This window comes from Vibrio sp. HS-50-1, assembly GCF_024747315.1.
Taxonomy (GTDB): domain Bacteria; phylum Pseudomonadota; class Gammaproteobacteria; order Enterobacterales; family Vibrionaceae; genus Vibrio; species Vibrio diabolicus.
The window spans coordinates 730,033-749,337 of the sequence record NZ_JAMPZF010000024.1 but is presented as its reverse complement, the minus strand read 5'-3'; the positions used below and the strand labels follow the sequence as shown (position 1 = coordinate 749,337).

Here is a 19,305-nt window from a genome sequence, read left to right as displayed (position 1 = left end):
ACTTAAAAGTACGAGGGATTTGGGTAGATGAGCAAAGCTCTTGACTGTCAACGGCGTGCTAAATTTGATACCACACCTTGAGATCTACCGTATTTATGACCATGTTAACCAAATAAACAATAGCTCGGTGTTCAATATGTTTAACTCTCTTACCTCATTATTTAAACAGCTCATTGAAGGCTCTGATTTAAGCCAAACCAACACACTCTCTCCGAATATGGCTATCGCGTGCTTGCTGTGTGAAGTATCTGACGCAGACCATAACGTCGATGATAAAGAGCAAGAAACAAAGCGCTCTTTATTGATGAAACTGCTTTCGTTAAATGAAGAAGAATCAAATACTTTGTTAGAGCAAGCGCAACAGAAAATAAAAGATTCCGCTTCGCTGTACGACTTTACCTCTCAACTAAGAGAGCTGACTCAAGAAACTCGTTACAACTTAATCAAAAGCATGTGGGAAGTGGCGTATGCCGATGGCGAAATTGATCCACTAGAAGATGCAGTGATCCGCAAAACAGCAGAACTACTCTACGTTGAGCACAGTGAGTTCATTCGAGCAAAGTTGCAATCTCAGTAAAGAAACAAGGTAAACATGTAAGTCGCGCAAGCTATTTCAAGTCTACCGTGAAATGATGGCGAAGATTGAATTCTATAGCCATAAAAAAACGCGCATTACGCGCGTTTTTTCGATAAGCCAACGACATTGTTATTAAAATACTGGTCAAGATATGAATATGTTTGACGAGCTCTACACTAAACAGATTCCATGACAAAACAACAATGGTTGAATGACGATTTGATTACAAGTTTGCCTATCTATATCGGACCATTAAAGCATAGTCAGAGCAAGCTTCGCTAAATTGTAGGCATCCACATAACCAGAATGTTGGCGCCCTTCCCAATCAATGCCTTTTGCTTCTTGAGCTGCTCGGTGACCAATACGCTTATCCTTAAGACGATTTTGAATGCGATAAAGCGTCGCTAAGTTGATGAACTCCGTAAATGGCGCTTCAATACCTTTTTGCTTACACTCTTCAAGCAGGATGAGGTCATCTCGGCCCCATGATGCATAAATCTTGTTTCGACCACCAAAGTTCTTAACCATGGATTTAAGCACTTCTTCTAATGGGCGCCCTTGTTTTTCAATTTTACGCGGCGTAATACCTGTTAGCTCGGCACAAAACAGCGAAACTTCATCATGTTCAGGTTTTACGTAGTATTGAGCTCGCTTGACTATCTCGCCTCTAGACAAATCTATTTCAGCCAACCCAACTTCGATAATTTCACCCGTGCTGCCGACACCATTTTCGTTCCAGCAACACATTTCTAAATCGAAGCATACAATACGGTTATGGTTCATAGTTTGTCTTGATTCCTAACATAAAATTTTAAAGCGTGCGATTCTACCGTAACACGGTGTAAAACTCGAATTTGCACGCCCATTTAATCGCCAATCGACACATTATTACGACCGTTTTTTTTACTCAAATAAAGTTGATTATCCATTTTGTGATACAAGCTTTCAGGATCTTCATCTTTATGGACAGCCGCGCCGATACTTAACGTGCAAATGATTGAAGCATCGCCATAGTCAAAAGCCGTACTTGCCACGATGCTCCGCAACTTTTCCAGATAAGCTTCCAGTGCTTCTTTATCAATGACTTTAGAAATAATACAGAACTCATCACCACCAGCACGATAAAATCGGTCTCCAGGCTTTAGATTCGCACTGACTAGCTTAGTCACATGCTGCAATGCTTCATCGCCCCCTAAATGACCGTGCTTGTCATTGATAACTTTGAAGTGGTCGATATCAAAACCAACCAATGCGAAGCTAACACCTTTGTTTATCTGGCTAAGCAAATGATCGTTAAACGCTCGGCGATTGAGTAACTGAGTTAGAGGGTCACGTTCAGCCATCCTTTTTAATTCGACGGTTTTAAGCTCTAACATGACCGCCAAGCGCTCTTTTTCTCGTGACTGTAAATTCACAATCCAACTAATCAAAAAGGCGATTACCAACCCGGCTAATGTCGTGCCCGCTAAAATAGAACGCTCCCAAGCAGAGACGGCATCAGAAAGTTTAAAATCAATCCGCCACTCACGATTAGGCAGTTGAATGGTACGGCTTATAACCGTCCCTCGAATGTTGTCCCAGTTTGAACTTTGGAAGAGAACGGGGTCATCTGCTGCGTCAAAGCCTAAATCTTCTACGCGCACCGACATATCTAGCTCAGTCGCGGTTTTCGTGATCAAATCCTCAAAGTAAACTGTACTTCGAATCACCCCTGTCACTACACCTAGTAAATGTTGGTTCTCGAAGTCAAACACTGGATGGAACACTAGCAGCCCAGTTTTAGGAATGGACTTGTCATACCCATCTTGCAGTAAGCGAACTTTATCCGAGACATTCGCTCGCCCATTTGTGGATATATCATCCAAGATGAGATCGAAGCGTTTACGTGAAAAATAGAAACCTAGTAGAGAAAGGTTTTCTGGTGTTCTTGGATAAATATCCGATGCGATAAAAATTGGCTCTTTGTGTTCAAAAATGTACCCGTAGGTTTTGGGGCCATCTTTAGGAACGGTAAACGGTTGGAAATCAGGAAATGTTTGACGGGTCTTTAAAATATGCTCATCAAGGTCTTCGAATTCGACCTTTTGCATCCATTGAAGTCCAATTAGACTTCGCGAGCTATTGATTACTTGTTCCGCATACATTGGGAACGAAGACCAATAGGTGCGTTCAATCGAATGAAAAAAGTTTGCACCTGCACCAATAAACTTTAAATCATTTTCGACGTTCGCTTTCAGTGATTCTGCTTGTCGGTCAGCTAAAGTATCAAACGTCGTCTGCGTATACCGTTGCTGCATCGTATAAGCAGCACCGACCACACCAGCAGTGACACACAACGTCGCTGCAAAAGCTAGAATAGAGTCTGAATGTCGTTTGATAACGCTCTTGTGAGCGGTGCTTTGTGTCATATCGTAATTTTGATACTTCCGTAAGTTAAACTTCGGGATCTATTGAAATACTGCGTTAGCAACGCACAAACATCAAGCAACAACCTATGCTGGGCAGTCCGATCGTCGATTTTTCACGCTGTTCGTACGGTATAGTCACGAATTATTACAGCCTTAAGCCTTGAATATGCTACCATCCGTCATCATTTTAATGTCTAAACTTGGTGCAAGATCGCAAAGACGATCGTTTTAGTGAACACATATGAGCCAATACTGAGCACCAATAATCAATAGAAAGAGAAAAAACGTCATGAACATTGATTTGAACCTAATTCCTCAAACGTTCGATATGCTTCACGCTGGCCTAACCGCATCGAGCGTTTTGCTTCTTTTAGTCGCGGTCTCTCGCAAATCAAAAGTGGTTGAGAAAGTCGTAGAAAAACCGGTCGAGAAAATCGTCGAAGTTGAGAAGCCAGTTGAGAAGATCGTCGAAGTAGAAAAAGTCGTTGAAGTTGAGAAAGTCGTTGAAAAAGTGGTTGAAGTTGAATCGAAACTTGCAACAGCATCAACAGACTCTGCAATGCAGCTGCTTTCTATCATGCAGCAAGAAGCTCGTCTGATCGACTTCCTACAAGAAGACCTAACGTCATTCTCTGATGAAGAAGTAGGCGCAGCAGCTCGCGTAATTCATACTGGTGGCCAGAAAGTATTGAACGATTACGTAACACTTGCGCACGTTCGCAACGAAGACGAAGAAACTCGTATTACGGTTGAAGAAGGCTTCAACCCACAAGAAATCCGCCTTACTGGCAACGTGACAGGTAGCGCGCCATTCCAAGGCACGTTAGTGCACAAAGGCTGGAAGGCAACATCAATGAACCTTCCTAAGCTGGCTGAAAACTACGATGCATCTGTGATTGCTCCAGCCGAGGTTGAGCTGTAATGGAACACATGAACCAAGAAAACCACTCTCAAGAAGCGTCTGTTGAAACTCAACAGACGCCTAAATTCAGTGTTGGTATCGACTTAGGTACAACACACTGTGTCATGTCTTTTGTTGATACACACGACGAAGATGCTCGCGTAGAAGTAATGCCTATCCCGCAGCTGACTGCGCCGGGTACAGTAGAGACTCGTAGCCAATTAGGCTCTTTCCTATACCAACCACACGAACACGAAATGAACCCGCAATCACGCGTTCTTCCGTGGTCGAGCGAGCCAAAAGCTCTGGTTGGTGCTATTGCACGTAACTTAGGTTCAAAAACACCAATTCGTCTTGTTGCAAGTGCGAAATCTTGGCTTTGCCACGGTGGTGTAAACCGTCGTGACGCATTCCTACCAGCGGGTAGCCCAGAAGAAGTGGAGAAAGTATCCCCTCTTCGCGCGACAGAGCTTTACCTAGAGCACCTAAAAGACGCTTGGAATCACACCAATCCAAATCACAACCTTGCCGATCAAGACGTAACTATTACGGTTCCTGCTTCTTTCGATCCTGCTGCTCGTGATCTAACAGCCGAAGCAGCACGCAACGTTGGTTTTGTGCACCTAACGCTTCTAGAAGAGCCTCAAGCTGCGCTTTACAACTGGATTGATAACAGCAACGACAAATGGCGCGACGAAGTTGAAGTTGGCGACATTGTGCTTGTGGTCGATATCGGTGGTGGTACAACTGACCTTTCTTTGGTTGAAGTAACTGAAGACGACGGCAACCTAACTTTGAACCGTATCGCGGTAGGTGAACACATCCTACTTGGCGGTGACAACATGGACCTTGCACTTGCGTACCGCTTGAAGATGAAGCTAGCGCAAGAAGGCAAAGAGCTACAGCCGTGGCAAGTTCAGGCGATGACGCACGCATGTCGTGACGCGAAAGAAGCGCTATTGAACGACAGCGAACTTCAGTCAGTACCAATCGTGGTACCAAGCCGCGGTTCTAAACTGCTTGGCGCAACGTTGAAGACAGAACTGACTCAAGAAGAAGTACAACAAACATTGGTTGACGGCTTCTTCCCTCAAGTTGCGATTACGGACCACCCTGTTCAACGTAACCGTGGCGCACTAACGCAAATGGGTCTTCCTTACGCACAAGATGCGGGTATTACTCGTCACATTGCAGCGTTCTTGTCTAAGCAAGCACACGCGCAAAGCGGTGGTGAATCAGCGCAAGCTCAAGATTTCAACCCATTTGCAAACATGCCAGGTATGCAAGGCGCGGATGCAGCGCAATCGGCTGACTTCATCAAACCAACGGCAATCCTATTCAACGGTGGTGTGCTGAAATCAAAACTTCTAGCCACTCGTCTAGAAGACACGATTAACGAATGGCTAATTGAAGCAGACGCAGAAATGGCGAAACGCCTAACAGGTGTGGATCTAGACCTTGCGGTTGCTAGCGGTGCGGCTTACTACGGCTCTGTGCGTCGTGGTCAAGGCGTTCGTATCCGCGGCGGTATTGCTTCGGCGTACTACGTGGGTATCGAAAGTGCGATGCCTGCGATTCCGGGCATGGCGCCTCCAATGGAAGCGCTGTGTGTAGCACCATTTGGTATGGAAGAAGGCTCAAGCGTTGACGTACCAAGCCAAGAGTTTGGTTTGATCATCGGCCAGCCAGTTAACTTCCAATTCTTCGGCTCAACCGTTCGTCGTGACGACCTAGCAGGTACTCACCTTGACTACTGGGCACCAGAAGAGCTTGAAGAGCTACCAGAAATCCAAGTAACGCTGCCTGTATCAGAAGGTCGTCGTGAAGGTGAAGTGGTTCCAGTTACCCTAGCTTCTCGCGTAACAGAGCTTGGTACGCTTTACTTAGAAGCCATTGCCGCTGATAACGGGCAAAAATGGCATGTTGAGTTCGATGTGCGCGAAGACGCGAAAAGTGACTCAAACGAAGAACAATAATTAGAAGTCAAACGGCATCCAATCGGGTGCCGTTTTTAAATACACGAAGGTTTGGTTTTGTATGGCATCTCCTCGTTTCCTTGTTGGTATTGACCTCGGCACCACAAACACTGTGGTGGCCTACTGTGAAATCACCGACAACCTTGAACAATCCGAAGTATCCCTATTTGACATCGACCAACTAATTGGTCCGGGCGAAGTCGTTCGTAAACCACTTCTGCCCTCTTTCCGCTATCATCCAGCTGTAGGTCAAATCTCCCCTTCTGACCTCACTCTTCCTTGGGACAACGAACCTGTTGCTGGCGACATTAACAATGTCATCGTTGGTGAATGGGCTCGTGAATTAGGCGCGAAGGTGGAAGGACGTCAGGTATCCAGTGCAAAAAGCTGGCTATCGCACCAAGCGGTAGATCGTAGCTCAGACATTCTCCCTTGGGCTGGCGCGCAAGACGTAGATAAAGTCTCGCCCGTCATTGCCAGCGCAAGCTACCTTAACCACATTCGTCAAGCATGGAACTACCGACATCCTAGTAACAAGCTAGAAGACCAAGATGTGGTGGTGACCGTTCCAGCATCGTTCGATGAAACCGCTCGTAAGCTCACGCTTGAAGCCGCAGAGTTGGCAGGTTTAAAGAAAATCGTCCTGCTCGAAGAGCCACAAGCCGTATGTTACGACTGGTACGCACGCCATCAGAAAACCGCAGCTGATGAGCTCAAAGAGTTACCGCTGATTCTGGTGTGCGATGTGGGCGGTGGTACCACCGACTTAAGCTTGATTGAAGCAAGTTTCTCTTCTCAAGATGAGCTAGCCCTTGATCGTATTGGCGTTGGCGAACACTTGATGCTGGGTGGTGATAACCTCGACCTAGCATTAGCGCACCTTGCGGAAAGCCGCCTTTCTCAGAATAAAGGGGAACAAAGTAAGAAGCTCACTGCAGCAAGCCTAACAAAGCTAATTCAGCAAACACGTAAAGCGAAAGAGAACCTGCTTTCAGCGAGCGCACCTGACGAAGTGAAGATCACCATGTTAGGTAGCGGCTCTAAGCTACTTGGGGGCACAAAGAGTATTGCTCTAAGCAAACAAGAAGTGCACCAAATCGCATTAGATGGCTTCTTCCCGCTTTCTGATTTCAGTGACGTACCAGACAAACGTCGTAGCGCGGTTGTCGAGTTTGGCCTTCCATACGTTGCTGACCCAGCGGTGAGCAAGCACGTTGCCGAGTTCTTAACTCAGCACCAGCAAGTCGCTCGTGCCGCTCTTGGCATTGAAGACGATAAACAAAACGCGATTCCAGTTGGCGTGTTGTTGAACGGAGGCGTGTTTAACAGTGATCTGGTGACTGAACGTGTCACCGCCCTACTTTCTGACTGGCGCGGCGCACCAGTTACGGTATTAGATAACCCACATCCAGATTGGTCTGTTGCACTGGGTGCTGTTGCGTTTGGTAAAGCACGTCGTGGTGCGCAGCTTAAAATTGGTGGCGGTGCAGCGCGTTCTTACTTCTTGCATCTTCAAGAAAAGAACAAAATGGGCAAAGCGCTCTGTTTGCTTGCAAAAGGAACAGAAGAAGGCCATGAGATCCGTTTAAGCGGTCGTCGTTTCTCGCTCACTCTTGGAGAGCCAGTCCGCTTTAATCTGCTGACTTCTACCCACGACACCTTAACCAATAACACCGCCATTCAAAATGGCGTGATGGTTGATGTTGACCCAGACTTGTTTGCTCCGCTACCGCCTTACATCACGACACTTGAAGGTGAAGGTGCCGAACTGCAAGCCAACCAGAAAGAACGTGTCGAAGTGCAATTGGCTTGTCAACTAACAGAAGTTGGCACTCTTAAGATGGAGTGTGTCAGCGCCGAGGACGACAACAAACGTTGGGAACTCGAATTTGAAGTCCGTAACAAGCAAACCGATGACAGCGAGCAAGTTAAGCTTCACCCTAAACTGAACGAATGTAAGGAGCTGATCGCTCGCCTTTACAGCGGTAATAAGAAAAGCGCAGAAGGCAAAGAGATCAAAACCTTAGCCAAAGATCTTGAGAAGAAGCTCGGCAAACGTGACGAGTGGGATTTCACCACACTCCGTCAACTTTTCGATACCTTTGCACAAGGTCGTAAGCGTCGCCGTCGTTCTGAACAGCACGAGAAAAACTGGCTTCGTTTGGCAGGTTTTGCACTGCGTCCAGGCTTTGGCGATCCAACCGACTCATGGCGCATTGAGCAAGTTTGGGGTCTCTACCAACAAAACATTCAGTTTAAGAACCATCAAGGTTGGACAGACTGGTGGGTGTTCTGGCGTCGTATCGCAGGTGGCTTGAGCCAAGAGCAACAAGAGACCATCTTGGCGGACATCGCGAAATACCTACACCCTGGCGCGATGAAAAACCCACAATCCGCCAAAGCGGCACAAGACATGGGTTATGAATCCATGGTGCGTCTTTCAGCCTCTCTAGAGCATCTAGAAGTGGAAGATAAAGTTCTATTGGCAACGTGGTTCTTGAGTAAAGCGATCAACCAAAACCAGTTTGAACAAGCGCACTGGTGGGCGATCGGACGTTTGGCTTCTCGCACACCACTTTATGGCAGCCAGCACAACGTCATTCCTCGTGAACAAGCAGAACAGTGGTTGCCTAAGTTGTTAGAGCAGAACTGGCAGAAAGAGCCAATGATCGCTTTCGCAGCCGTAATGATTTGTCGTAAGACGGGGGACCGCCTGTTTGATATTTCTGACGACTACCGTGAGCAGGTCTTGGTTAAGTTGAAGCAAAGCAAGGTGCCTGAATCTTGGGTATCACTGGTTGAAGAAGTGAAAGAGCTCTCAGAAAGTGAGTCAAAACGTGTCTTCGGTGATGCTTTACCAAGCGGTTTAACGCTGGTTCATCATTAAATCCACTCTACACAAGAACACGAGTTAGACGTACAAAGCCCTTCCGACGAAGGGCTTTGTTGTATCGCATTCTTTTGGTTTTGGTCGTGTACAACGCGCTAATTCATTTCTGTCGTAATTACTACATCACGCGTTTCGTTATCCATATCACTAATACCGACCACCGACACTTCTCTGTCCGATAGAGTCTCAATTAAGCTGTCTTCTAATCCGCCATCAGCCAGCCAAGTATAAAATTTATCCGCGATACGCTCCGAACCTTCCCCGACAAACGTTAATGTGACCTTCTTCATTTGTGACACTCCATCAATTTACGATTCAGCCACTTAAGCGTAGTATGTTTCGCAAATATCGACATAAACTAGGACTAACTTCTTTTATGAGTATCGAAAAATTTGACGCGATTTATCAACGTGCTGCTGAGCGAAAAGGCGGAGAAGATCAGCTTGAAGCGCTATTGTCTCACCCATTAAGTAAAGAGGAATTAGCAGCGATTCCCGATGACCGTTGGCTCGCCGCTTTTTCGATGAAGGTGTTCCAAAGCGGGATTTCGTGGAGCGTGGTTCGCAACAAGTGGCCGAACTTCGAAGAAGTGTTCTTCGGCTTTAAGATTGAGCCACTATTGATGCTGTCTGACGAACAATGGGAAACCAAAGCGACCGACAAACGCATCATTCGCCACCTCACTAAAGTCATGTCGATTCCGGCCAACGCTCGCATGATCCATGAAGCAAGAATCGAATATGGCTCGTTCAGTAACATGATTGCTGAATGGCCTCGGGAAAAGATCACGGATCTATGGGGCTACTTGAAGAAGCATGGTAGTCGTCTGGGTGGAAATACAGGCCCTTACACTTTACGCCAAATGGGCGTGGACACTTTTATTCTGTCTAACGATGTCGAAGCTTATTTACGCAACTGCAAGATCATTGAAGGCGGCAAAGACACGAAAAAGTCCTTGGACTCTGCTAATAAAGCCTTTATTCAGTGGCAGCAAGAAAGTGGAAGAAGCTTGACCGAAATCAGTCAAATTATCGCGTTTAGTACTGGTGACAACCGAATTTAAACAAGCACTTTGTAGCTCTGGGGGCGAAATTCCGGCCCCCCCTATAACGCATGATATTTGCACGAATCACTCTACTTTAGCTCTTACTGATATTACTACTTTCTCGATTCCTCCAAAAAATCCCTCCTTAAAGTGGCAAAATCCCCCTTCAAATCACAAAAAGTTATCATATCGACAAATTATTTTTCTTGTTCAATATTTTTATTTATCAAATATTTAATTACAAGTGCCCAGTTTTTAGGCACTAAATATTGATGACGCTCAATTGCATTGCGCTGACAAACTGACTAGGATACACGCCCTTCCTGAGTGAACTATCAGAAACTTGATCGAGGAATTTATTCAAATTTCTCAACACTTCGTGAGCACTCACAACAATTGCACTCACTTTATAGATTTAAGGATCAACAGATCCGTTAATACAAATTCGACAGCGCAATAGAGTGCTGACTAGAACAACCATGACGCGATGTCACATGAGTGACTATTTTCGTGGTTTTGTGCTGGAAGTTATTTATTACATCAAGGCTGGTTAAAAGGATGAGCCCCTTGAACGCATTTACTGGGGGACAAGAAATGCCAAAAGGTCTAATGCTGACTGACTTAGCCATCGCTGGCTTACTATTAATTGCAGCAAAAGTAATTCGTGTACATATGCCTTTACTACAACGCATGTACATTCCATCTGCTGTATTGGCTGGGTTATTTGGTCTTATTTTTGGCCCAGCTCTGCTTAACGTATTACCTTGGACAGATACCTTTACCGCAAACGCAAGCCTCTTAACTGCTGCACTTTTTTCTGCGTTGGGTTTAGCAACAGATGTCCCGTCACCAAAAGTGGTTGCTCAACGAGCAGGCTCATTGTGGGCGTTTAACCAAATTGCATCCGTGTCGCAATGGCTGTTTGCAGCAATGTTTGGTTTAGTACTTACCACCTTCTTTTGGCCTGAGATTAATCCTGGGTTTGGCGTAACCATGTCCGCTGGATTCATGGGCGGACATGGTTCAGCATCTGTAGTCGGTGAAATCTTCACGGGACTTGGTTGGGAAGATGGCTTCACGCTCGGTTTAACGTTCGCCACAGTTGGGATCTTTATTTCAATCTCTGTGGGCATGTTAATGCTTCAGTTTGCGTTGAAAATGGGCTGGATTCGTAGCTTTACGACATTCGACAGCATGGACGAACACGAACGCAAAGGCTTAGTGAAACCTGACGATCAAGAACCTGTGATGAAAGATACGATGTCATCATTGTCAGTCGATTCTTTCGCGATTCACGCGGCGCTGGTTGTAGTGGTAACGGCTTTCTCTTATGTAGCAGCCAACTACTTATCTTCTTTCCACGATAAGGTACAAATTCCGACTTTCGTTACTGGCTTTCTAGGCGGTATGTTAGTTCGAATCATCGCTAAGCAAACCAAGGCATCTCATTACCTATGTGACGGCGCATTCAAACACGCAGCGGGTATTAGTACGGATTACCTGATCATCTTTGGTATTTCAGCTATTAAGATCACGGTTCTAGCGCAGTATTTAATGCCAATGGTAGTGCTCGCAATTGGTGGTATCGCGTTCACGCTATGGCTTATCTTTTGGGTTGCACCTCGCATCATGGGAGATGACTGGTTTGAGAAAGGCATTTTCTCTTGGGGATGGTTAACAGGTACAGTCGCTATGGGTATCGCGTTATTACGCATTGTCGACCCCAAAATGCGCAGTAAAGTGTTAGACGACTATGCTATCGCTTATGTTCCAGGCTCAATTACGGACATTTTCATCATCTCGCTTATGCCAATCGCAATGTATAACGGCATGCACTGGCAAGCGTTAGGTGTAGGTCTAGCCTATATTGCCGTTGTCTTATTTATTTGGCGATTTGTATTTAAGCGCAGCGGTCAAGCCGTCGCAAACTAGTCTTAATTGCTCATTTCGGGAGGTATTTTATCCTCCCGAATTTAACTCTCTTCTCTTATTCGATAGCCGCCTCCCAACAGCATGCAAAAAATAAGCAACTTGTTTTATACTTAAGATCTGCAAGCTTGGTCACCCCTTCCCATCCTTTTTTAATACTTGACCTACGCATTTTTATATCAAAATAGCCGCCAAACTATTCATGACTCATGGAGAAAAGGCAGTGCATCGCTCTCAAGGATTTACCCTCATTGAACTCATTGTGTGCATCATTATCCTTGGTGTCGTTAGTGTTATTGCCCTTCCTAAATTTCTTGGTCTGCAAAAAGATGCCCGAGTGGCAGTACTATATGGCGCGAGGGAAGCGCTCATGACTGCAAACAACTTTGTGTACACTAAAGCCGTTATTCAATCTCAAGAGACGATAGATGGCGGCAAACAATATAACATTGATCTAGATAATGACGGCAATAACGACCTAATTGGTTACTTTGGATTTATTAAGAATGTCATTCCCGCAAAAGAGCTGGCAGGTTTCGACCCTCAACTCACTATCAATACTTGGTACGGGGTAGACAGCCCGGACGAACCCTATTTCCTTATCGGCTTTGCAAACAAACCTGTTGGTCCAGACCATATGTGTTATGTCGAAGTTTACTACCCAGAAAATCCAGGTGGCCAAGTCAGCTACAAAATACAAACTGACGACTGCTAGTTCCCCTAGTGAGTGAAAGTAACAGTTGCACTTTTGGTGCTTTCATCGCTTTTAGCAGAATACTGGCCCCAAAACCCATTATTAACAACTATTTCACATAATGTTGTTTCATAGTTAGCTTGCAGCGAGAAAACAAGTAATTCGCGACCGCACACGCCCGTAATCGAAACAATCTATCGTTTTTCCGACCGCCAATAATTTGTGCTTGTAAACTCATCATTTCGCTCAATAATAGTTCTATAACAAATTCAATAATTTAAAGCGGGAGGCGTGATGAGAATATTCTGGCAGTTACGTTGGTATTTCCAACAAAAGTGGAAGCATTATGTCGGATCGATTTTGCTTTTCGCTGTGATATCAACTCTACAACTTGTTCCTCCTAAAGCGGTCGGTATCATCGTTGATGGGGTCGTAGATAACACGTTAGATACAAATACGCTGATTCTGTGGCTCTTGGGACTCACTGCACTGATCTTTGCCATTTATGGATGCCGTATCTTATGGCGAATTTGGCTTTTCGGCGCAAGCTGGGAACTCGGAACCATTCTACGTAATCGTCTCTATAGGCACTTATCGACACAACCACCCCGATTTTTCGAACGTTATAAGACCGGTGATCTCATGGCGCGTGGTACTAATGATGTACGTAACATCGTAATGACAGCCGGCGAAGGGGTTTTAACGGCAGCCGACTCCTTGATCACGGGTATTGCAGTTTTAATCATCATGGTAACGCAAGTTAGCTGGAAGCTCACTGTTATGGCACTTCTTCCAATGCCGTTTCTTGCAATCATCATCTTTTTTATCGTCCGTATACTGCATCAACGTTTCCGCATTGCTCAGGAAGCCTTTTCTACCATGTCAGACATGACGCAAGAGTCACTTAACGGCGTGCGAATGTTGCGAGCTTTTGGGTTAGAGAATCAAGAACAACAGCGTTTTGAAGATGTAGTCGATGATACTGGTCAGAAAAATATCGCCGTCGCTAGAGTCGACGCGAGATTTGATCCAGCTATCCAACTCACCATCGGCCTCTCTTTCCTTCTCAGTGTCGCTGCTGGTGCTTACCTTGTCGATAAGGGAGAGATCACGCTTGGTGATCTAACAGCCTTTACGATGTATTTAGGGTTAATGATATGGCCTATGCTGGCCTTCGCTTTCTTATTTAATATTTTAGAGCGAGGCTCCGCAGCATGGAATCGCCTACAAGAGATCTTTGATGAAACACCAGAGATTGTCAGTGGAAATAAACCATTAGAAGATAAACCACTGCCATTAAAAATTGATATCGATGCTTTCCACTGGTCCAGTGATTTACCACCAGCTCTGGCCGAAATAAAAATCGAACTTGAACCCGGTAAAATGTTGGGAGTAGCTGGCCCTGTCGGAAGCGGAAAATCAACCCTGCTAACGCTGCTTTTGCGTCAGCACGACCTAACAAACGGTTCAATTACATTCGGGGATGTTGAGATTAAAGATGCCCTACTTCCTCAGTGGCGCAACCGCTTTGCCGTGGTTAATCAAAGCCCGTTTCTATTCTCCAAATCTATCTTCGATAATATTGCCTTAGGTAACCCTAATGCAGAGAAAGAAGAAGTCTATAGAGCTGCAAAGTTAGCCTGTATACATGACGATATTGAGAAGTTTCCTGAAGGCTATCAAACTGAAGTTGGCGAGAAAGGCATTACTCTCTCTGGAGGACAAAAACAACGAATTGCGATAGCACGCGCTATGTTACTAAATGCACAAGTCTTGGTATTGGATGATGCGCTTTCGGCTGTTGATGGCCGGACCGAACATCAAATCCTTAAGAATTTGGAAACACACTACCGTAATCAAGCCCTAATCGTTATTGCACACCGCCTCACCGCATTGGAAGCAGCAGACGAGATCATTGTCTTGAATCACGGCCACATTACTGAACGTGGGCAACATAGCGCTTTATTAGCGCATCAGGGATGGTACGCCGAAATGTTCGAGTACCAAAAACTAGAACAGGCGATGGAGAAATAATGAATGAACCAGACCAGTACGTTTAAACGGTTGATGTCTTACCCATTATCTCAACCAAAGCCAATGATTAAAGGACTTGCTTTGCTGTTTATCGCAGCGTTAGCCAGCGCTGGCGGCCCTTGGTTGATTCAATATTTCATTGATGAGCACATCGCTAAAGGTGACTATTCACAGAATGTTCTGATTTCGCTAGCAGTAGGTTATATCGCTCTTCAGATGGTATCGGCAACATTTCAGTATTTTCAGTCATTGCAATTTAGCATTGTCGCGGCTAACACGATCAAAACGATTCGTAAGCAAGTATTTTCTGGTGTGATTAAGCAGCCGTTATCTGCGTTTGATTACACTCCTGCGGGGAAATTGGTATCGCGAATCACCAACGATACGGAATCTCTACAGCAATTTTATGAGCTCTTGATCGCGACCGTGGTGAAAAACGTGGTCATGATTGTGGTGATGCTTGGCGTTATGTTTTTCATGAGCTGGAAACTCACACTTGTTGTGCTTGTATTGCTACCGATCGTCATCGGCTTTATGTACTTGTTTAAGCAGCTAAGTACAGAAAGCTACCGAAAGATGCGTGACCTATTGACTGATATAAATGCGAATCTGAGTGAATCCATTCAAGGGATGAGTGTCATTCAATTAATGCAACAAGAAGAGCGTTTTAATAAACAGTTCAACGAGCTAACCGCAGAGCATTTGGTGGCATCTAAACGAGTGATTCGGCTAAACGGCTATCTGCTAAGACCATTGATGGACTTGCTCGCTGGCCTCGCGTTACTTTGCTTGGTTGCGATCTTTGGCTTTAACGGTATTGAGTTGATTGGTGTGGGGGTACTGTATGCGTTTATCAGTTATCTTGCGCGCGTTACTGAGCCATTAATTGAAATGACTCAGCAGCTTGCTCTACTTCAGCAAGCGTTAGTATCAAGCGAACGTGTGTTTGAATTGATTGATGCGAAAGAACAAACTTATGGGGACGACCATCAGCCATTAAGGTCAGGTGCTATCGAACTTAAAGACCTCACATTTAGTTACGATGGTAAACAGGACGTCCTAAAAGACATTTCGTTGAAGGCCAACCACCAAGACTTTATCGCGCTTGTCGGGCATACCGGAAGCGGTAAAAGCACATTAGCGTCACTGTTAATGGGCTTTTATCCAACGCAATGTGGTGAACTGCTTATCGATAGTCGTCCACTTAAAACACTAGGGAAAGACGTCCTTCGTAAAGATGTGGCAATGGTTCAGCAAGATCCGCACATTCTCCCTGCTTCAGTCAGAGAAAACATCTCTCTTAGTCGAGCGGTTGACGATACTCAAATATGGGATGCGTTAGACAAGGTAGGTTTGGCAGAGCAAATTCACCGTTATCCCAATGGGCTAGACACGCAGTTAGGTCAAGGTGAAACCAATCTATCTGCTGGACAAAAACAGCTCTTAGCGTTAGCGCGTGTGCTTGTGGTAAAACCTAAAATATTGATACTAGATGAAGCAACGGCCAATATTGACTCAGGAACAGAAGCTTTAATACAAAAGAGTTTGGCGGTACTCAGACAAGACATGACACTAGTCGTTATCGCTCATCGACTTTCAACTATTTTGGATGCGGACCAAATCATTGTTCTTCATCATGGGGAATTAGTAGAGAAAGGCACACACAAAGCACTGTTAAAACAAAATGGTCGTTATGCCCAAATGTATCAGTTACAGCAAGCAAACCGACATTTACAGCAGATTGAAGAAGAAACCAAGCAACTCGAAGAAGCGGTGTGATTTTTATACCCATGCCTTCTTTTTATTTGGTAGGCATGGGCATAATCGGCCCAACTTCAAAAGTTAGCCTGATTAGCTTCCAATTTCTTCATAATGTGAACTAATTTTCTATTTCTTACCTATTATTGACATAACCCCTCGCTATATCACGCAAGGTCGTTGTAAAATCGTACGGTACTTCAGTCTGGTGTCCTTTGCACTAGACTGTTTTCACTTTCTAATAATGCATATTAATCTCATGACACAAGTCCATGGACAAAGATAAGTTTACTAACATCTATCGCTTGCCTGGTTCGATTCAAATTCGTATCGGTAAATGGCAAAAAACGTTCCGCGGCACCTCTGATTTAGTTTTACATCAGGCGCTAATGGAGCGTAATAAGCAATTTAAGAAGCCAGACTTTTTACCCAAAGGCTGGTGCGTCACTCCTATTGACGAAAAAGATATTACTGTCACGCACCACGGTAAATATATCCAAACCGTCATGCGCACAATGTTGGACAGAAAGGTCTCGTACAAGCGACTGTTCCTATCTCGAATGAGTGCGGAAGAAGGTGAAAAAGTGCTCCACGATTACAAACTGGAGTGGGTAAGAAAACATAACCAGATCGCCAAAAAGTACAATCAAATTAAGAAGAAACAGTACATGAACTTTGCAAGAGAAGAAGAGGAAACCCTCTACCCTTCGATTCCAAAGGGTGAGTTTGACAAAACGTTATGGAACAAGCTCGTCGTATCATCGTTTGGTCCGCAGAAAAAGTACAAAAACCCACACTTTGTCCGCAAAGCCGATTTCTAAATAAACACCCCTACACTAGGGGTGTTTATTTATCCGTTAAATCACCAATCGTAAGTTAAACTGGCAATAATATTTTGTCGATCGCCATACCAACAAAAACCATCACATGTCGCTATGTACTCTTTATCAGTGATATTTTTGGCTGCGACTTGTAGCTTGTAATCTCCAATGCGATAGCTGACCGTCGCATCCATTAAAAAGTAACTTGGTACTTTTAGTCTCTCTTCATTATCTCCGTATGACTCACCTGTATAGCGCGCACCTAAGCCAACAGCAAAGCCATCAAGAGGTCCATCAAAGAAACGATAATGTGCCCAAGCTGATGATACGATATTCGCGACTTGAGAAGGTGTTTTGCCAACCCATGTCTTATTGACGTCTTCTTTTATCTCTGCATCAACATAGGCTATGTTTCCGATTAATGTTAAAGAAGGTGTCACATTGGCTACAGCTTCAAACTCAACGCCGTTATTTTCTATTTTTCCTATTTGCGTCAATTCACTCAAGTAGATACGAGCCAAGTTTTCTTTTGTTGCCCGATACGTTGCGATATTGAAATAGCCATCGAATGAATCCGGTTGGTATTTTACACCGATTTCAAATTGATCACCGCTTTCCGGCTTCGCTGGCTTACCATTGCTGTCTTCTTGGATAATTGGATCAAAGTACTGAGAGTAACTAAAATATGGCGTGAAGCCAGAATCAGAAATATAAGCCGTTCCCACGCTAAACGTCCACTCTCCATTATCGACTTTCGTGCGAGCACCCGTGGTAACATTATGTACTTCATTACTTGTATCGTCGTAACGCGCACCCAATAACATTGTCCATTTATCGTTAATCAGCATATGATCTTGAAAATAGACACCGAGCTGTCGGTTCTCAACTTTCGTTCTTTGCTTATCGGTTTCGCTCAATGGCTGTAGCGTATTCGGATCGAGTAACGTTATATTATCCGAATAAGTGGGATTAAATACATTAAACCTAGGGTCAGGCAAAGCTCCCATTGGTGTGTTTAAGAGCGCATTACCATCAGCAACGATAGGATCATTCGCAAAGTCCTTACCATCGATACTGATCATTTGAAAATCTAAACCCAACATCAAGTTATGCTCAACGCTTCCCCAATTTACTTGGTGCATCAAACGATTATCAATATTAAAAGCATCGGATGATCCATCTTCTGTTGAAGCGCCCCGAAGTATGGTCTTGCGTTCATTTGATGGATCTAAAATCGGCCCCAACCCAGGTACATCAGCCGAGTAAACGTACGAATACATTTGTCTCAACTTAACATCCATTTCACTGTAACGAGCAGCTTGAACAAATGAAGTGGTATCATTAAACGCATGATAAAACTCATAGCCTAAAGACACCTGCTCACGCTCAAACGTCTCCCAGTTGGGATTGCCTATCGCTAAACTATCACTGATCTTTCCATTTTTGTTTGGCGTTAACGTTCCTTCAACTGGCAAAAATTGCAGATAAGGATCTGAGTCGTCTTTTTGATAGCTCGTTAGAAAGGTAATTTCAGACGTCTCATTAAATTTGTACGTCATTGATGGAGAGAGAAGAATGCGCTCTGCTTCTACCCCACTAATTCTCGTCCCATTTTTTCTCGCTAACCCTTGAAAGCGGAAAACTAACTGCTCACTCACCTCAGAGTTTACGTCAAGAGAAAGTTGTTTACGGTCTTCAGAACCGTACTCCAAAGATACAAGCCCTGAGCCCCCATCAAATTGAGGTCGCTTACTGACGACATTGATGACCCCACCTGGAGGGTTTTGCCCATAAAGAACAGAAGCGGCACCACGTAAAACTTCAACCCTTTCCAAAGCAAACGGATCTATTTGCCAACTATAAAAACCAGAAGAATACAAACGGGTACCATCTTGATACAGCCCGCTGTTCGCCTGTTTAAAACCACGAATAATAAACCAATCTTGCTTGTTATCTTCGCCAAAATAATTAGTTTGAATACTTGGTGTGTACTGTAGTGCGTCAGAAATGCTAATAGAGGCACGATCATCCATTTGTTCTCGCGTAACAACAGACACCGCTCTTGGGGTTTCATTGATGGCAATATCAGTTTTCGTCGCTGCCCGACTCTTCGCTCCAAGATAACTAAAATCAGGACCAACTGCACTGTCTTGCTGCTGTCCAATCACAACTATATTTTCATCTTCCTGAGCCAAGACATTTGGTGTTGATAACGCTAATACAACCGCCATTGACGTTGGTGTCAGCATAAACTGCCGAGTCATATTATTCT

General features: G+C 44.6%; 14 protein-coding genes. 10 read left to right on the top strand and 4 right to left on the bottom strand.

Going from position 1 to position 19,305, the window contains the following annotated elements; all coding sequences use genetic code 11:
• Positions 1 to 136 precede the first annotated feature (136 nt).
• The gene (locus tag NDJ01_RS12985; protein WP_258586810.1) at positions 137 to 577 is read left to right on the top strand and encodes a TerB family tellurite resistance protein; all 441 of its coding nucleotides are present in this window, start codon (positions 137 to 139) and stop codon (positions 575 to 577) included.
• 252 nt (positions 578 to 829) lie between these two features.
• Here NDJ01_RS12985 and NDJ01_RS12980 read toward each other — a convergent pair whose 3' ends face one another.
• Entirely contained in the window at positions 830 to 1,360 is a 531-nt protein-coding gene (locus NDJ01_RS12980; protein WP_005394213.1) for a 3'-5' exonuclease, read from the bottom strand.
• Positions 1,361 to 1,443: 83 nt separating this feature from the next.
• On the bottom strand, positions 1,444 to 2,985 hold the full coding sequence (locus NDJ01_RS12975) for a sensor domain-containing diguanylate cyclase (protein WP_031780387.1): 1,542 nt from the start codon (positions 2,983 to 2,985) through the stop codon (positions 1,444 to 1,446).
• Positions 2,986 to 3,274: 289 nt separating this feature from the next.
• Here NDJ01_RS12975 and NDJ01_RS12970 point away from each other — a divergent pair, with 289 nt between their 5' ends.
• The 3 genes from NDJ01_RS12970 (at position 3,275) to NDJ01_RS12960 (ending at position 8,749) form a co-directional block, all read left to right on the top strand.
• Positions 3,275 to 3,907 carry a DUF2760 domain-containing protein gene (locus tag NDJ01_RS12970; protein ID WP_005394205.1) on the top strand — a complete coding sequence of 211 codons (633 nt, stop codon included), beginning with the start codon at positions 3,275 to 3,277 and terminating at the stop codon, positions 3,905 to 3,907.
• Positions 3,907 to 5,862: an Hsp70 family protein gene (locus tag NDJ01_RS12965; protein ID WP_258586809.1), complete on the top strand. Its 1,956-nt coding sequence runs from the start codon at positions 3,907 to 3,909 to the stop codon at positions 5,860 to 5,862. The genes NDJ01_RS12970 and NDJ01_RS12965 overlap by 1 nt, the downstream gene beginning before the upstream one ends.
• A gap of 61 nt (positions 5,863 to 5,923) precedes the next feature.
• Entirely contained in the window at positions 5,924 to 8,749 is a 2,826-nt protein-coding gene (locus tag NDJ01_RS12960) for an Hsp70 family protein (RefSeq protein WP_258586808.1), read from the top strand.
• A gap of 98 nt (positions 8,750 to 8,847) precedes the next feature.
• Here NDJ01_RS12960 and NDJ01_RS12955 read toward each other — a convergent pair whose 3' ends face one another.
• On the bottom strand, positions 8,848 to 9,042 hold the full coding sequence (locus NDJ01_RS12955) for a hypothetical protein (protein WP_005394200.1): 195 nt from the start codon (positions 9,040 to 9,042) through the stop codon (positions 8,848 to 8,850).
• Between the two features lie 86 nt (positions 9,043 to 9,128).
• On the opposite strand from NDJ01_RS12955, the gene NDJ01_RS12950 reads away from it, so the two are divergent.
• From NDJ01_RS12950 to NDJ01_RS12925, 6 genes are all read left to right on the top strand, one after another.
• Positions 9,129 to 9,815 carry a DNA-3-methyladenine glycosylase I gene (locus NDJ01_RS12950; protein WP_012841859.1) on the top strand — a complete coding sequence of 229 codons (687 nt, stop codon included), beginning with the start codon at positions 9,129 to 9,131 and terminating at the stop codon, positions 9,813 to 9,815.
• 576 nt (positions 9,816 to 10,391) lie between these two features.
• Positions 10,392 to 11,729 (top strand): sodium/glutamate symporter, encoded by a 1,338-nt coding sequence (locus tag NDJ01_RS12945; RefSeq protein ID WP_258586877.1) that lies wholly within the window; start codon positions 10,392 to 10,394, stop codon positions 11,727 to 11,729.
• Positions 11,730 to 11,928: 199 nt separating this feature from the next.
• Positions 11,929 to 12,441 carry a type II secretion system protein gene (locus NDJ01_RS12940; RefSeq protein ID WP_374044598.1) on the top strand — a complete coding sequence of 171 codons (513 nt, stop codon included), beginning with the start codon at positions 11,929 to 11,931 and terminating at the stop codon, positions 12,439 to 12,441.
• 273 nt (positions 12,442 to 12,714) lie between these two features.
• The gene (locus tag NDJ01_RS12935; protein ID WP_170891409.1) at positions 12,715 to 14,454 is read left to right on the top strand and encodes an ABC transporter transmembrane domain-containing protein; all 1,740 of its coding nucleotides are present in this window, start codon (positions 12,715 to 12,717) and stop codon (positions 14,452 to 14,454) included.
• Positions 14,455 to 14,457: 3 nt separating this feature from the next.
• Positions 14,458 to 16,233 (top strand): ABC transporter transmembrane domain-containing protein, encoded by a 1,776-nt coding sequence (locus tag NDJ01_RS12930; RefSeq protein WP_170891408.1) that lies wholly within the window; start codon positions 14,458 to 14,460, stop codon positions 16,231 to 16,233.
• Positions 16,234 to 16,484: 251 nt separating this feature from the next.
• Positions 16,485 to 17,033: a hypothetical protein gene (locus tag NDJ01_RS12925; protein ID WP_258586806.1), complete on the top strand. Its 549-nt coding sequence runs from the start codon at positions 16,485 to 16,487 to the stop codon at positions 17,031 to 17,033.
• A gap of 41 nt (positions 17,034 to 17,074) precedes the next feature.
• Here NDJ01_RS12925 and NDJ01_RS12920 read toward each other — a convergent pair whose 3' ends face one another.
• On the bottom strand, positions 17,075 to 19,297 hold the full coding sequence (locus tag NDJ01_RS12920; RefSeq protein ID WP_258586805.1) for a TonB-dependent siderophore receptor: 2,223 nt from the start codon (positions 19,295 to 19,297) through the stop codon (positions 17,075 to 17,077).
• Positions 19,298 to 19,305 lie beyond the last annotated feature (8 nt).